General features: G+C 44.4%; 14 protein-coding genes. 10 read left to right on the top strand and 4 right to left on the bottom strand.

The annotated features are described in order from the left end of the window. The first annotated feature begins 20 nt into the window (after positions 1-20). The 5 genes from AC1DOV_RS27875 (at position 21) to AC1DOV_RS27895 (ending at position 6,371) form a co-directional block, all read left to right on the top strand. Positions 21-656: a beta-mannanase gene (locus tag AC1DOV_RS27875; protein WP_076269552.1), complete on the top strand. Its 636-nt coding sequence runs from the start codon at positions 21-23 to the stop codon at positions 654-656. 14 nt (positions 657-670) lie between these two features. Continuing rightward, positions 671-1,930, top strand: coding sequence for a TRAFAC clade GTPase domain-containing protein (locus tag AC1DOV_RS27880; protein WP_339208235.1), 1,260 nt, complete (start codon positions 671-673; stop codon positions 1,928-1,930). After that, positions 1,930-4,869, top strand: coding sequence for a GAP1-N2 domain-containing protein (locus AC1DOV_RS27885; RefSeq protein WP_477551571.1), 2,940 nt, complete (start codon positions 1,930-1,932; stop codon positions 4,867-4,869). Before AC1DOV_RS27880 ends, AC1DOV_RS27885 begins: the two co-directional genes overlap by 1 nt. A gap of 220 nt (positions 4,870-5,089) precedes the next feature. Continuing rightward, positions 5,090-5,980, top strand: a complete 891-nt coding sequence (locus tag AC1DOV_RS27890) for a glycoside hydrolase family 43 protein (RefSeq protein WP_477551572.1) — start codon at positions 5,090-5,092, stop codon at positions 5,978-5,980. A 112-nt stretch (positions 5,981-6,092) separates the two neighbouring features. Then, positions 6,093-6,371, top strand: coding sequence for a DUF2277 domain-containing protein (locus tag AC1DOV_RS27895; protein WP_076269556.1), 279 nt, complete (start codon positions 6,093-6,095; stop codon positions 6,369-6,371). Between the two features lie 102 nt (positions 6,372-6,473). Here AC1DOV_RS27895 and AC1DOV_RS27900 read toward each other — a convergent pair whose 3' ends face one another. Then, positions 6,474-7,349 (bottom strand): arylamine N-acetyltransferase family protein, encoded by an 876-nt coding sequence (locus AC1DOV_RS27900; RefSeq protein ID WP_477551573.1) that lies wholly within the window; start codon positions 7,347-7,349, stop codon positions 6,474-6,476. Positions 7,350-7,554: 205 nt separating this feature from the next. Between AC1DOV_RS27900 and AC1DOV_RS27905 the strand changes: the two genes are divergently transcribed. The 4 genes from AC1DOV_RS27905 (at position 7,555) to dcm (ending at position 10,080) form a co-directional block, all read left to right on the top strand. After that, complete coding sequence (locus AC1DOV_RS27905) at positions 7,555-7,779, top strand: spore coat associated protein CotJA (RefSeq protein WP_477551574.1); 225 nt, start codon at positions 7,555-7,557, stop codon at positions 7,777-7,779. A 2-nt stretch (positions 7,780-7,781) separates the two neighbouring features. Further along, on the top strand, positions 7,782-8,045 hold the full coding sequence (locus tag AC1DOV_RS27910) for a spore coat protein CotJB (protein WP_144376813.1): 264 nt from the start codon (positions 7,782-7,784) through the stop codon (positions 8,043-8,045). A 43-nt stretch (positions 8,046-8,088) separates the two neighbouring features. Then, positions 8,089-8,658: a manganese catalase family protein gene (locus AC1DOV_RS27915; RefSeq protein ID WP_477551575.1), complete on the top strand. Its 570-nt coding sequence runs from the start codon at positions 8,089-8,091 to the stop codon at positions 8,656-8,658. 555 nt (positions 8,659-9,213) lie between these two features. Beyond that, on the top strand, positions 9,214-10,080 hold the full coding sequence (gene dcm / locus AC1DOV_RS27920; RefSeq protein ID WP_477509151.1) for a DNA (cytosine-5-)-methyltransferase: 867 nt from the start codon (positions 9,214-9,216) through the stop codon (positions 10,078-10,080). Between the two features lie 363 nt (positions 10,081-10,443). On the opposite strand, the gene AC1DOV_RS27925 is transcribed toward dcm, so the two are convergent. Genes AC1DOV_RS27925 through AC1DOV_RS27935 form a run of 3 tightly spaced genes read right to left on the bottom strand, consistent with a single transcriptional unit; the run spans position 10,444 to position 13,145 of the window. After that, positions 10,444-11,151, bottom strand: coding sequence for an SDR family NAD(P)-dependent oxidoreductase (locus AC1DOV_RS27925; protein WP_477529000.1), 708 nt, complete (start codon positions 11,149-11,151; stop codon positions 10,444-10,446). Next, positions 11,138-12,316, bottom strand: a complete 1,179-nt coding sequence (locus AC1DOV_RS27930; protein WP_477551576.1) for an MFS transporter — start codon at positions 12,314-12,316, stop codon at positions 11,138-11,140. The genes AC1DOV_RS27925 and AC1DOV_RS27930 overlap by 14 nt, the downstream gene beginning before the upstream one ends. After that, a complete protein-coding gene (locus AC1DOV_RS27935) occupies positions 12,306-13,145 on the bottom strand; it encodes an SDR family NAD(P)-dependent oxidoreductase (RefSeq protein WP_477551577.1) in 840 nt (279 codons plus the stop codon). Before AC1DOV_RS27935 ends, AC1DOV_RS27930 begins: the two co-directional genes overlap by 11 nt. Before the next feature lie 167 nt (positions 13,146-13,312). Between AC1DOV_RS27935 and AC1DOV_RS27940 the strand changes: the two genes are divergently transcribed. Further along, positions 13,313-14,203 (top strand): LysR family transcriptional regulator, encoded by an 891-nt coding sequence (locus AC1DOV_RS27940; RefSeq protein ID WP_477551578.1) that lies wholly within the window; start codon positions 13,313-13,315, stop codon positions 14,201-14,203. The last annotated feature ends 145 nt before the right edge of the window (positions 14,204-14,348 follow it).

The following is a 14,348-nucleotide window of genomic DNA, read 5'->3' on the forward strand; positions in this document are numbered from 1 at the left end:
ATGCGGGAGGCGGATATAAAATGCGGTTTATCGATGCAGAGGATGGTTCTCCGATCATCAGCGGTTTAACTCGCGTGTTGGAGGAGGACCGCTGCACGCTGCGCTGGATTTGGCCGGGCGGTATAGAAGCGGTTTACATTGGGAAAACACCGGCTGAGCAGGCGGCGGAAAGCCCCGTGGATATAGGAACTGTCAAGTTGTACACGAAGGCAGAATATAAAGCGAATAATGGCTATCATAGCCGATTAGAGGGCATCGGACGTTTTGTCTTTACGGTATATGCCGCACTGGAAGGGAGCGGCGGTCCGCAGCTCATCCTTCAGCCTAATCACGAGAACAGCATCGAAATAAGTGCTGGCCGAGCTAAAATTCATTATTCGATTACAAATAAGAGCGGTTTGTTCAGAAAGTTCAAAACGATTCAAATTCAAGTTTCAACAGAGGTACCGATTGGGAAAGACGTACTTTGTTATGTGAAAAAGCAGGGCAGCTATCCCGCGAATAAAGAAGATGGCATGCTGTATCCGTTCGTTGCGCCTTTCGCAGCTGGAAAAACCGTTTTGCCTGCCATTGAGGTTGGCAAACAGGATTTTATACGATTGTTTTTCACTGATGGCCGAACGTCTGGACAGATGTACGAATTGATTTCAGTATAAAGGAGGAAGATCGCATGGGTATTTTCGATCTTTTCAAGAAAAAGCCGGAAGCAAAGCAAAGGCCTTTGTTTTATGATATTGTTTGCCCCTATTGTTTTAGTAAATTTACACCGGATGAGGTTGTATTCCGCGCTTCACATTCCCGTGAGGATGATGAGGATTATGCGCTTGGAGAAGATGATGAGCTGAATAAGTATCGTGAGCGTTTTGGCCTTGATTCTGTACATGATATGGAAGCGGTGCTCTATCCAAACGACGTGCCTGAAGAGCATCGGATTTACTCAGACCATGTATTGATTGGAATAAATGACCGCTATGGCGAGTTGACACGCAGAAGACTTTGCCCAAAATGCCACAACGAAATTCCAGTAACGGCAGGCAAGGTGCCGAGCAATATTATTTCAATCATTGGCGCTTCACAGGTAGGCAAGTCGGTGTATATGACCGCGTTGATACATACGCTGCAGAACACTACAGCGGATCATTTTAATGCAGCCTGCATGCCGCTTAACGCTGAAATTAGCCGGAAATTCCGAACCTATTACGAGGAGCCGCTGTTTGAGCGCGGCGATCTGCTTGCGTCTACCCAAAAGGAAAAGATGCAGGAGCCTTTTATTTTTCAATTTGTTTTTAAAGATGAATCGAAGCCACCGCTTACTCTCGTATTTTTTGATGTCGCTGGCGAGGGTATGGTAGAGCAGGATTATCTTGGTTTGCATGGTCAGCATATCAAAAATTCAGCAGGCATTTTGCTGATGGTAGATCCGCTTCAAATTCGCTCCATTCGCGAGAAAATTAGAATGAATCTGGGCGATAAGCCCGGTGAATGGGTTTCCCAATACGACGAGCCGCGCGACGTTGTTCTGACGATGTTTGGCGACTTTATTGCTTATCAGGAAAACAACAAAACGGATATTCCGACTGCCGTCGTTTTAACGAAGAGCGATATGCTTCATTCGCTAAAGGATGAAGATGGAGAATATATTAAATCGAACAGCAATATTTTCAACAACATGGTGCATCGCAATTATTTCAACCTGACCGAGTTTGAAAATATTGATGGAGAAATCCGCCGTTTCATCGAGAAGGTCGATCGTCCCTTTAAAGGTACGATGGATGTTTATTTTAAGGATACGGCTTATTATGCGGTTTCCGCACTCGGCAGCAATCCCGTCGATCAGAAGCTGCAAACCGTCGTCAGTCCCATTCGGGTAGACGAGCCCTTCATTTGGCTGCTTTATAAGCTGAACTTCATTGAGGGGAGAAGAGAATAGTGCGCGATTCTACGCCCAGCAGGATGATTCAGCAGCAGATGTATGCACGGGAAAGACGCGGCATTTTCAGATCCACGGAAGGTTATGACACGATCGCCAAATCAAGCGGTTTGGAAGCATCATTTGTAAAAAAAGTGCTTCATCCGTTTTGTGTTTATGATGCCCCGACTGAGCTGGCTACCCGCGGTGAGAAGGACGGATCCGCGTATCCAGAGACGATGCACTTGCTTCATTTGGATAATGGCGATTTGCTGCTTGGCAGAAGTGTTTATCAGGCAGCCGACTTCACGGGTCTGCGCAGCGCTTTTTTTACACATAACTTTATTATTCCAAGCGGTCATAGCAGTAAGCCTGCAAGTGATTATATGAACTGGCTGCAAGCCGCTTTCGCAGATCAATATAATATTGACAGCGGTACGGAAATAGCAGAGCTGCTAGAGCTTCCGATTCAGAGTGCAGCAGCGATTAAGCCGTCTGCTCGTTCCATCCTTTCGTTGCTGAACATTTCAGAAAAATCGTTTAAACAGCTGCTCTATGCGGTAATGGCAGCAGTCGGGGGTAAGAAAAAGATCTATGTTTCGCTTGATGTTCCAATCAAACAGCTGCCAGACAAGGCAAAACAGCTGCTTGGTGTGCTATATGCGAGTTTACCCTACGCCTTCCGCAAGCAGCTTGGTTTCATTACCTATGCGAAAGAGCCGGTAAGCCGCAAATCGGTTCATCTTACGTTCGTAGAGCAAGGAAGCCTCCGCAATGGGGATCGCAGCATCGAGAAGGATTTTACGTTTGATTTCGGCAACGACCGAATGATGAATGTTGATCTGGACAGTATAGATCAGCCTTTTTTGGATTTTGCATGGGATAACTTGGATCGTCCTGACCGTACGGATAGCTTCTTTCAATTCGCTGAGCTGATGCTGGCAGATATGGGGGAGGAGCGCGAACTCGCAGCAGCCAGTTATCATGAGCTATGCGTCGTTTACCAAATCGAGGAAGGCAACGAAAAGTTATATGAATCGCATAAAAGCGCGGTAATGCGGAGCTTGATGGATTATTTGCAGCCATCCGGCGCATTGGATGCCAAGATGCGCTTGAATGATTTATTTCTGTCTCGATTTGATTATGAGTTTGACCGTGCTAGGCAAGGAGTAGTGCCGGAAACCTTCATTGTAGATGTGTTTACACAATACTATCAAATTGAAGGCAAAAATATCGAAAATAAGCTGGTTTCCTTTTTCCTTTTAGCATTGTTAAATGCAAGAAAGCAGAGTGAGCAAGACGCAGCGGCTTCCTTCTATGCGGCAGTTGAAAGTAATCCTGACTTTAGTATAGCTTTTTTCACAAGAGTCTTAGTAGATGCGAAGCTAAGTGCAAACTTATTTATTCCATTCCTTGAGCAAAAGCTTAAAGCAGCTGCAGGAGCCAAAAGTGTTCTACAGCTCATTGAGCAGTGGGGCAATGCTCATCCTAAGCTGTACGGTGATGAAGACTTTTTTGTGCTGGTCCGTCAGCAGCTCATCGAGAAGCTGAAACGGGAGCGCCACTCGCTGCCAGCGACGAGCAAAGCGCTTGAACAATTGCGCAGCTTAGCAAGTGAAGGCAAGTTTGGCGTGCGAAAACAGCTGCCGTCTCATGATGCGGTAGAGTTTTATACGGAGCTCGAGCTTGCGGCTTATCGAGCAATGTTAATTGAACTTGATATGGAAAGATTGACGAAGGATCAGCTCATGCTGGGCGAGTTTCTCAAATCGAAGGATCAGCTGAAAAAATGGAATGGACAGCTGAGCGATCCGAGGCAGAAATCAGCAGCGCTTGAGCTGCAGGCGCTTTACGAATGCTTCGCATTCCCGGAGCCAACGGTAGATTTATTCGAAAATCTATCCCCAGCAGAGATCGACCGGGTGCAGCTCGTTGGTCGCCGATTGCTTGCCAATCAGCTGGAGTTAGCTGAGTTTCCCCGTCTCGTGCTATTGTTTCTTCGCAGCTCGGATATGGAATCAGTGGATTATGCCACGCTCCTCAACTATTTGCAGCAAAACGCGTCTCAAAAAGATACGGTATATCTGTTTTTCCGATGGGCAGAAAAACATCCTAGTTTCATGCGCTCGAGAGGTTTTGTCCCTGCCTATGTAACTGCAGTAGTCAGCTATTTCACAAAACATGACCGGGATGCATTTAAGAAACGAGCCAATTGGAAGCAGCATTTTGACAAAGCAGGCCCTATTCTTAAAGGTGTATATAAACAGGCGGAGCGCGAGCTATCCTCACCGCTGACTAAATTTTTTCGCAGGAATCGTAAATCGACGTTTATAACATCGTTATCGGCTATAGGTATTGTACTAATCGTAGCCGGCATTATGTTTGCCTTCGGCGGCAAGGATGATGTGAAGCCTGGTGGTGCTGTTTTGCCTGAAACGACTCCTGAACCGAGCATAACCCAGCCGGATACAATCGTATACGTGGAGCAAAATGCTGCATCAGTGGGCAAGAAGGCTGCGACCACCCTCGTCTTCGCATTTAAGGAAGCAGCAGCTTGCGGACTGTTTAAGCCTAGCTCATTGACGGTAGAAACGCCGGGTGCTGAAGCAGTTTCGTACACGACACTAGAAGTTACTTCTGATTGCAAATCGGATACTGGGAGTAGCAGCACTGACGGAAATCAAGTTGAAAGCTCATCACAGCCGACGGAAACAACGGATTCGACTGCCAAAGAATCCGATAAGCCGACGCCAACGCCAACACCGGCTGAGACTGATTCACTGCCGACAGCTACCGATTCTCAGACGGAGCAACCGAGCAATACTGCAATAAATGAAGCAGACTATACGAACCGGGTTGTAGTTAACCTCGGTAAGCAGGTTGATATACCGGAGAAAAGCATTATCACAGTCGGTGAATCGAAGTATGAGATTTCCGTGCTGCGTGTTGTTGCGCCATAACCAAAGCAACGTATTTATAAGAATAGGAAGGGTTGTTCCGTTAGTAGTTTTACTACTGCTGGGACGACCCCTTTTTTCTTTTTAGCTAATCGGCTATTAAAATGATGAAATTGATTAATGTCATAAAAGTGGATAAGAAAGTTGAATTTATGATAGAGACATAGGGTCTGCAATATTTTACAATATCGGTACTACAACACGAACAAGGAGCTGTTTTTCGATGAAAGGTATTAATAATCCGATAGTCCCAGGCTGGTATGCTGATCCTGAAGCGAGAACGTATGAAGGCAAGCATTGGATTTATGCTACCAGGTCCATTACGGAATATACGAAGCAATTGAATTTGGATGCGTTCAGCTCAAGCGACCTGATCCATTGGGAGAAGCATGAGAGCATTATTGAAATGTCAGACTTTCCATGGATGTGGAGAGCGGTTTGGGCACCTACGATTACCCGGAAACGAGGAAAATATTATTTGGTTTTTGCAACAAACGATATTCAAAGCAACGATGAGATCGGCGGTTTGGAGATAGCCGTATCTGACCGTCCTGAAGGACCATTCAGAGGATATCTGGGAAAACCGCTCATTGATCGATTCATTCATTCCGCTCAGCCGATTGATGCTCATTTGTTCAAGGATGATGATGGAACGATCTATTTATATTATGGCGGCTGGCGTCATTGCAACGTAGCGAAAATGAATGATGATATGACGGGGTTCATTCCACTTGAAAATGGTGAAACCTTTCTCTCCATTACGCCTGATGGTTATGTTGAAGGACCTTGTATGATAAAGAAGGATGGACTGTATTACCTCATGTGGTCGCAAGGTGACTGGGTGAACGGCTCTTATTGCGTTGCGTATGGCGTGAGTGAGAATCCTTTGGGTCCATTCGAGAATAAGGGCATCGTGCTTGAGCGACAAGAGCCTATTGCGGAAGGGCCAGGACATCATGGGTTCCTCCATTTGCCAGAGAGTAATGAATGGCTCATTGTTTATCATCGCCGTATTATTGGTGACCCTGAAGCGGGGAATCGTATGCTTTGTATTGATAAAATGATTATTGCTGACGGGGAGATAAAACCGATAGTTATGACAAATGCTTGGTAGTTGTTATCCCTTGAAAAGTTTCTATAGAAAAGCTATTATCGAAGTTAAAAGGCTTGTATTTGCATGGAACTAGAGCTTTCAGGCAAAATAAAATGCTGAAAGGAAGAGCATGATGTGCCGAAATATTAAAACGTTATTTAACTTCGATCCACCGGCAACAGAAGAGGAAGTAGCTGCCGCTTCGCTCCAGTTTGTTCGGAAGCTATCGGGATATCAGTCACCATCGAAAGCCAATGAAGAAGCATTCAATGTTGCGATCCAAGAGGTGGCTGCGGCTGCTCAGAAATTGCTCGACACGCTAGTTACCCAAGCTGAGCCGCGTGATCGAGAGGTCGAAATCGAGCGTGCCCGCGCAAGAAATGCCAAAAGATTCGGTACGGCGGAAGCTTAGAGGTTGGAGTTCTTATACCACTTATAGTCAAATGAACCTCAGATTTCTCTGAGGTTTATTTGATTAGGACATCTATAAGGAGTTAGTAAAAGCCTTTTTTTGTTATGATGATGAGGCTTTTGCTACTTTCCATTGTTCATGAGCAAGCTGAATTCTTTTCCATAGTTCATCCCGCTCTTGACGGCTGTAGTTGACGAGTTTTTCTTCAAAAACCTCGCCCAACACCTCGAGCCACTGGGATTGACTCACTAATTCCGTCTGCCTCACACCGTCAGTTCCTCGTTCATTCCAAATGCAGCCTCGGATTTCATTGCTTCCGCCAGCATGTCTATTTCTAATTAAAAACATATTGATCCATGGAGATTCTGCGGAGCGGCTGTAATGCTCATGCTTAGGCTCAAACTCTGTCATATCCGCCAAAACGGTAGAATCATAATCCACGCCAACAAATGACGCAGATGGATCATGCTCTAAGCGCCATCCATTTGGAACAACAAGAGATTCTGTTACTTTATAAATAAAAGGGTTTTGGTTATACGTTCCAGCAAGAAGAGGCAGCGGCTCAAAAGGCATATCGCCTAATCCAACATCAATAATCCATTTTTCTTCTTCTTTGTTTTCGTTCAACAAGTGAGCGGTTAGTCCAAGGTGAAACGAGTTGATACGAGGCTCGGCACCTAGTGGCTGTACGCCTGCCCTGTGGAATGAAACCTTGTAGCCTAATGAACGCAGAAGCTGGCTAAATGCGCCATTTAAATGAAAACAATATCCGCTTCTGCCATGGATAAGGAGCGGGACGGATTGATTGATGTGAATCCCTGCGGGCTTACCTGCAAAAACATCAATGGTTTGCCAAGAAAAAACTCTTACATGGGCTCTATGAAGCTCAAATAGAAATGCCTTGGTTGGCTCCTGAATTTCTGAGATGCCAAGTCTGCTTAAATAAGCTTTTATTTCTTCTCTCGTCAACGGTTCCATAACGATTCACCTCTATGGCTCAAACATCGTTTTGAGCTTCTTTATTTTATTGCCTTTATCACATCCTAAACGAGAAAGAGCTAGAGAACAATGTAGAAATGCACAGACTGTACCGGTACAGCGTCATTCAATGAATGGTTAGTCATGATGACCAAGTCCTTATACATATACTTTTTTGAAGAGCATACCGAGAGGAGACATCTGCGTGAATAATCAGGTGCGTTATTATAAGCCGTTTATTAGCCCTTTAGATCCCTGCCCGACTATAAAAGTAAAAAGCTTCAGCACGCCGCCTCAATTATTTATTACCTTTCAACCGCCCAATTTACCTCAGTTTTCACCTCATGAAGCATTGAGATATGGTACTCTTTGGCCTATGTTGTATAGCCCATATGATCCGAAAAACGACAGACAGGAAGAAGGTGATTGACGGTGGCGATCATACTTGATGAAGAGTATTACAAGCTGCTGCATGATTTGCAGGCGGTAGATTTTGTACTCGTGGAGCTGAATTTATATTTGGATACTCATCCTACAGATTCCAATGCCATACATCAATACAATCAGTTCGCACAGCTAAGATTGCCTATCGTACAGCAGTATGAATCGAAGTACGGGCCTTTAAAGCATTTTGGCCAAAGCTTCTCTACCAACCCTTGGTCATGGAATGATACACCATGGCCTTGGCAGGTATAAATAGTGGATAGGGCTAGTAGGAAATCTAGAGGAGGCACCGTACATGTGGGTTTATGAGAAAAAACTGCAATATCCCGTTCGCGTAAGCAAATGCGATCCAATGATGGCTAAGTTTCTAATGGAGCAATATGGCGGTGCTGATGGTGAGCTTGCAGCAGCGCTTCGGTATTTAAACCAGAGGTACACGATTCCGGATAAAGTCATTGGATTGCTAACAGATATAGGCACTGAGGAATTTGCGCACTTAGAAATGATTGCTACAATGATCTATAAATTAACAAAGGATGCAACGCCGGATCAATTGAAAGCGGCGGGACTTGGTGCACATTATGTGGCTCATGACAGCGCTTTGTTTTATGAGAATGCAGGCGGCGTACCGTTTACGGCTACCTACATTCAAGCGAAAGGCGATCCGATTGCTGATCTGTATGAGGATATAGCGGCGGAGGAGAAGGCTAGGGCGACGTATCAGTGGCTCATTGATTTGACGGACGACGTCGATCTGCAGGACAGCTTGAAGTTTCTGCGGGAGAGGGAGATTATACATTCGCTGCGGTTCCGTGAAGCGGTCGAGATACTTAAGGAAAAGCGGGATGAGAAAATATTTTATTAGATGGAACCTCTCTGCAGGGTACTGCGGGGAGGTTTTTTGCTTTTGCCTGCTGATGTTAAGCTAACAGCAAGAAGAGTGTGGTGGACCGGCTATTTATTATCGCTCTTTCTTTTGCCAGAGTAACACATCCGCTAACCCTACAATTTGATTGATCACACAAGTCCATCGGGACTAAGCGGAATTTCAGTTATACGTTTATAAGCAGTGGTGTACACAGAAGAGTTGGAAGCAAACCGACTTAGATGGAATGAAGTAAACCGAAGGACGTACGAGGTCGTTCAACCCTTTTGGGCGTATCAACGTTTTGTTCTTAACGAGAGAACATCAGATACCGGCATTAGAATGGGATTTGGACTTATGGAGGCTGGAATGAAATGTGTGGGATATGCGGAATGTGATACAAAATGCGAAACATGCCAAACATTCACGCAGCATGAAGCTCATCCTAAAAAAAGTATTACACAATCTGCCTAACGTGCGGATCTCCCAAAAAACAACCTACTCACGAGAGTTTTAAAATCTTACATGATCCAAACGAAAGGATGTGGAGTGCTTATGATGGTTGCGGGATTTCCTTGCCAGGCTTTCTCCATTGCTGGAAAGCGTGAAGGATTTAACGACGCTATTAGAGGGACAGTATTCTTTGAGATCATCAGGTTCGCATCTATTCTCAAACTTGAATTTATACTCCTTGAAAATGTCACAGGACTCCTCAGTCATGACAAAGGGAGAACGTTCGAGACTATCATCGGAACGTTGGATGAGTTGGGGTACGTGGGGGAGTGGTATGTGCTTAACAGCTCGGCCTATGTGCCACAAAACAGAGAACGAGTCTTCAGTGTCGCAAGTCTTAGAGGATCAAGTGGACGAAAAATATTTCCTTTCAGAGGAGAAAACAACAAGCCTGCTAAAGACTCTAAAACAATAGCTTCTAGGGTCATGATCGCTGGAAATGTAAATCCAAGCAGAAGAGGTATGAATGGCCAAGTAATTGCAGCAAACGGACTAGCGCCGACACTTACAACGAATAAGGGTGAAGGTAACAAAATTTTAGTTAATGTATCACAAAAGACAGGTGTCAACGAAGCAGGAGAAGCAGCTTGTTTAGATGCAAGTTATTTCAAAGGATTAGGAGCCAATCAAGCTCGAACAGGGGTCATGGAACCCATGGCTGTATTAACACCTGACCGCGAAGAGAAAAGGCAGAACGGACGTAGATTTAAGGAGCCAGGAGAACCATCTTTTACGCTAACAGCACAGGACAAACATGGAATCTATGATGGTTATCGTATTCGCAAACTGACACCTCTTGAATGTTTTCGACTGCAGTCTTTTCCGGACGATTGGTTTTATACACTCAAAGGATATGGGATAAGCGATTCCCAATTATATAAAATGGCAGGCAATGCTGTAACGAGCTGAGTTGCTTATGAAATCGGTAAACGATTGATGGATTCCTTCAGATTTTAATGTACTTGAGTAATGCAGTCTGTTCTGTGCTGCATTAATTTTTTGTATAAACAGTATCTACATTGTTATCTAAGGGTAATAAAAGTAGTACATGTTAGGTTATCAGCATTATCATTTCCCTCAACTAATAAAAAGAAGCAGCCGATCATTATGATTGGCTGCTTCTGTGTATTATTGAACTATGGTTTCCCGTTAGTTCAACGATTTATTGATTTTAGACTTCAATTCTGTTTTCATAACAAGAAAAACACTAATTCAATCAAATCTTCCACATTGTTACTCCTCCATATTAGCAAACGCCCAGACTTACTTACATCACCAATTGATTAGTTTACCATCTCTGAAGAACCCACAGCGTGGTCGTTCCGCCCCCAATTTTATCAACCCGAGGATCAACTCGGCAGCATGTTTTGGAGTTCTTGGAGCGGACGAACCTCCCATATCCGAGCTGACCCACCCTGGATCGGCTGCATAAATTTTTATATGTCCTTTGACTTCGGCTGCTGCCAATTGGGTCAATGCATTCATGGCAAGTTTGGAGATCTTGTATGCACCAGCACCTTCAGATGACATGGCACTCATGGTTCCATATTCCGAGGAGACATTTATTATTGTTCCATATCCTCGCTCTTCCATAAGTGGTACAAACGAACGCATGACATGATAAACACCGTATAAATTCGTTGTCATTGTGTTCTCGAGAATCGTTGGATCCATCGATAATAAGTTGTTATCCCCGTCAAGATAAATACCAGCATTATTAATTAGTATATCTAATCGCCCAACGGTCTCTGTGATAGTCATTGCAGCTTGACGAATGCTTTCTTGATCCGTTACATCAATTAAAATAAAGGAGACATCAAATCCCGATTCGGCAAGCTGTTGCGCAACTGCAGTGCCCTTGTTTGTATCTCTGCTTGCTAATATGACCTTGAAACCCATGCAAGCTAATTGTTTGACGAGTTCATATCCGATGCCACGATTCGCTCCTGTGACCAGAGCTACCTGCTTATCTATCATCATGAGCAACCTCCAATCGACCCTCTATTGAAATTTTTGGATAAATGGACGCAATGCTTAATACAACGAACAAGATCCCTCCAAGTAAGACGTATGGCGCCCCCATTCCCGTTATGAAAAGCCCACATACGCTTGCGCCTATTGTTGTGCCCAAGTTAGCAGATGTCAGGAAGATTCCGTTTGCGAATTCAGGCGCATCCGGCGCTGAAGTGACAATCCAATATTGAGTAATATTGCCGCCAATCCCTCCCAATACTCCCCAGATCAGAATCATACAGACCATGGGTACGCTGAACTGGCCGAGGAATAACATGAGGATGTAGACGCCACCTAATACAAACGGATATCGCTTTATTGTACTTAATGCATGATGAGTAAGCAGTCTCCCTGCGATTATGTTTCCAATCATATTAGCCGCACCGTAAAGGAATAACATCAAACTAATGGTGTTCCAAGTCAATTGGGTCACGATTTCCAAGTATTCCGCAAGATAACTGTACACTCCGAACAAGGCTCCGTTCATGAAGATAACCGCGGCAATGGACAACCAAACTGCTGATCTTCTTAAGACTCGCAATTGAACGCCATAAGAAGGCTGATTCGCTACAGGCATAGACGGAACGAATAAAAGCGTTGCGATGAAGGCGGCTATATTTACCACCGCAAAGAACAACATCGCATAAGCAAGCGATGTTGCGCTTGCGATTATGCTGGCTACCGGTACCCCAATTACCATGCCCGCAGAAACGCCAATGAAGACTTTCGCTACTGCCTTTGATGCTTCTTCTTTGTTAACGGTAGCGGCTGCGACCGTAAAGGCCATGGAACAATAAATCGGGTGAAAAAAAGCGGGTACGACACGTGCAATCAATAACACGGTAAAGTCTGATGTAATAGCGGAAACGAAATTGCCCACAATAAAAATGCCAAGTGCAAGTAGCATGATTTTTTTACGATTTATCCCCGAGAACAATGAGGGCAAAATGGGACCAGAGATGGCAACCGCAAGCGCAAAGAGGCTAACGATCAGCCCCGCAGCGGAGATGCTGACCTGGAAGTGGTCAGAGATTAAAGGCAAAATTCCGATAACGCCCATTTCAGTATTTAAAATACCAAATACCCCAAAAGTTAATACATAGACAACTAAATGGTTGCGATTAATCCTCATACGCCATAGCTGACGAAAGCTCTCGGTAGGCATTAACTTGAGCTTGAAGATCGACAATCTTCTGCTCAGCAATACCCATCGCGTCAGCGCCTCCGATAAAGCGTTTCGGTGGATCAATCTCACTTACAATCTTGAGAATCGCATTCGCGAGCTTGGTTGGATCACCAGATTGTTGCCCATTTTGTTCTTTGAAAAATGACAGGAAGCTTGCTCTGCGATCCTCGTAATCTTCGAGTAAGTTTTTGGCGTAAGTCGACGAGGACTCTGTCAGAAATTCCGTACGGAAAAAGCCCGGATTGACAATCGTCGTATGAATGCCGAAAGGAGCTATTTCAGGTGAGAGGGACTCCATCCAGCCCTCAAGCGCGAATTTCGATGCACTGTAGGCTGAGTTAAACTCAAAGCCGGAAATGCCTGCACCGGAAGAAATCGAGACGATATGACCGTTACGCTGCTTGCGCATGACAGGCAACACCGCACGGGTAACGTTCATAGGCCCTATCAATGACACGTGTAATTGCTCATCGATTTGGACGGGGGTCAGTTCTTCAAAGAAACCTCCATAAAATTGCGCGGCATTACTAACAAGCACATCGATAGTGCCGAAGCGATCAATTGCAGCCTTAACTGCCGACTGAGCATCATCAGGACGGGTAACATCCAATTTAACGACCAAGGCATTCTCAGAATCACCGATCGCTTTAGCCACCGCGTCTGTATTGCGTCCTGTAGCCACAACCTTATGTCCTGCATTCAAGGCAGCTTTCGCGATTATTTTGCCCATACCTCGGCCAGTTCCCGTGATAAACCAAACCTTTTCTCTAACCATGTTTAAAATCCCTCCGATTTCTTTATAACAATGTGGATCAAAAAAGCTGATTGTATTTATTTTAGACGTGCTATTATCACATAACAAATACTTATATCTCATAACTTGATATGCTTGAAAAGCATTTCTTGAACATGTAGTATGGAAACAAAAAAGGAGATATGTCGATGGAGGTAAGAGTATTACGTTATTTCCTTACTGTCGCTAGAGAAGGGAGCATTACGGCAGCTGCAGACTTTTTACATCTAACACAGCCAACCTTGTCCAGACAATTAAAGGATCTTGAACAAACGTTAGGAAAAAAACTATTTATTCGCAGTAGCCACCATATTGTCCTCACAGAAGAAGGAACGCTTTTGAGAAGAAGAGCTGAAGAAATCATTGAGATGGTTGATAAATTAGAGACTGAGTTCCGGTCTATGGAGGAAACTGTTAGTGGGGATGTATATATAGGTGGCGGGGAAACAGAAGCCATGAAACAAATTGCTCGAGTAGTAAAGAAATTGCATTCAAAATATCCGCATATACGGTATCATCTCTACAGCGGGAATGAAGATGACGTAACGGAGCGGATCAATAGGGGACTGCTTGACTTTGGAATACTCATTCAACCGGCTGATGTTTCGAAATACAATTATTTGAATTTGCCCGCCAAAGACGTTTGGGGCGTTGTGATGAGAAAAGATAGTCCACTAGCTTGCAAGGATGTAATTCAACCCGCTGACTTACTACAAGTTCCGCTCATTTGCTCTAGACAGGCGCTAAAGCAAACATTTTCAAAGAATGATTTTGCGGATTGGTTTGGTGACGATTTCGATAAACTAAATATCATAGCCACTTACAACCTGGCCTATAATGCCTCAATTATGGTTGAAGAAGGCATCGGTTATGCTCTAACACTAGATAAGATCGTAAATACGTCGTTTGATAGCAACCTTTGTTTCAGACCTCTCGAGCCAAGAGTAGAGTCCGGATTGAATATGGTTTGGAAAAAACATCAGGTCTTTTCCGCTGCTGCAAAAACATTCTTGACTCATAATCAAGATTTCTATGGATAGTGTTACAACTTTCCGAAATTCCGCGGGCCACGACCAGCTCTGCCAATAAGTTCTACCCAATATGTTTATATATTGCAATAGGTCCAATCTTGAACCTTCTGCCAAAAGCGAGTTTACCTCTCGATAATAGTATGGCATACACGTT

This window comes from Paenibacillus sp. 01T47 (assembly GCF_056398245.1).

Bases quoted from the DNA above. Each gene is read 5' to 3' on its own strand.
- AC1DOV_RS27900 (WP_477551573.1), bottom strand. From the start codon at position 7,349: ATGGAACCGTTGACGAGAGAAGAAATAAAAGCTTATTTAAGCAGACTT.
- AC1DOV_RS27935 (WP_477551577.1), bottom strand. From the start codon at position 13,145: ATGGTTAGAGAAAAGGTTTGGTTTATCACGGGAACTGGCCGAGGTATG.
- AC1DOV_RS27890 (WP_477551572.1), top strand. From the start codon at position 5,090: ATGAAAGGTATTAATAATCCGATAGTCCCAGGCTGGTATGCTGATCCT.
- AC1DOV_RS27895 (WP_076269556.1), top strand. From the start codon at position 6,093: ATGTGCCGAAATATTAAAACGTTATTTAACTTCGATCCACCGGCAACA.
- AC1DOV_RS27925 (WP_477529000.1), bottom strand. From the start codon at position 11,151: ATGATGATAGATAAGCAGGTAGCTCTGGTCACAGGAGCGAATCGTGGC.
- AC1DOV_RS27930 (WP_477551576.1), bottom strand. From the start codon at position 12,316: ATGAGGATTAATCGCAACCATTTAGTTGTCTATGTATTAACTTTTGGG.
- AC1DOV_RS27915 (WP_477551575.1), top strand. From the start codon at position 8,089: ATGTGGGTTTATGAGAAAAAACTGCAATATCCCGTTCGCGTAAGCAAA.
- AC1DOV_RS27875 (WP_076269552.1), top strand. From the start codon at position 21: ATGCGGTTTATCGATGCAGAGGATGGTTCTCCGATCATCAGCGGTTTA.
- dcm (WP_477509151.1), top strand. From the start codon at position 9,214: ATGATGGTTGCGGGATTTCCTTGCCAGGCTTTCTCCATTGCTGGAAAG.
- AC1DOV_RS27880 (WP_339208235.1), top strand. From the start codon at position 671: ATGGGTATTTTCGATCTTTTCAAGAAAAAGCCGGAAGCAAAGCAAAGG.
- AC1DOV_RS27940 (WP_477551578.1), top strand. From the start codon at position 13,313: ATGGAGGTAAGAGTATTACGTTATTTCCTTACTGTCGCTAGAGAAGGG.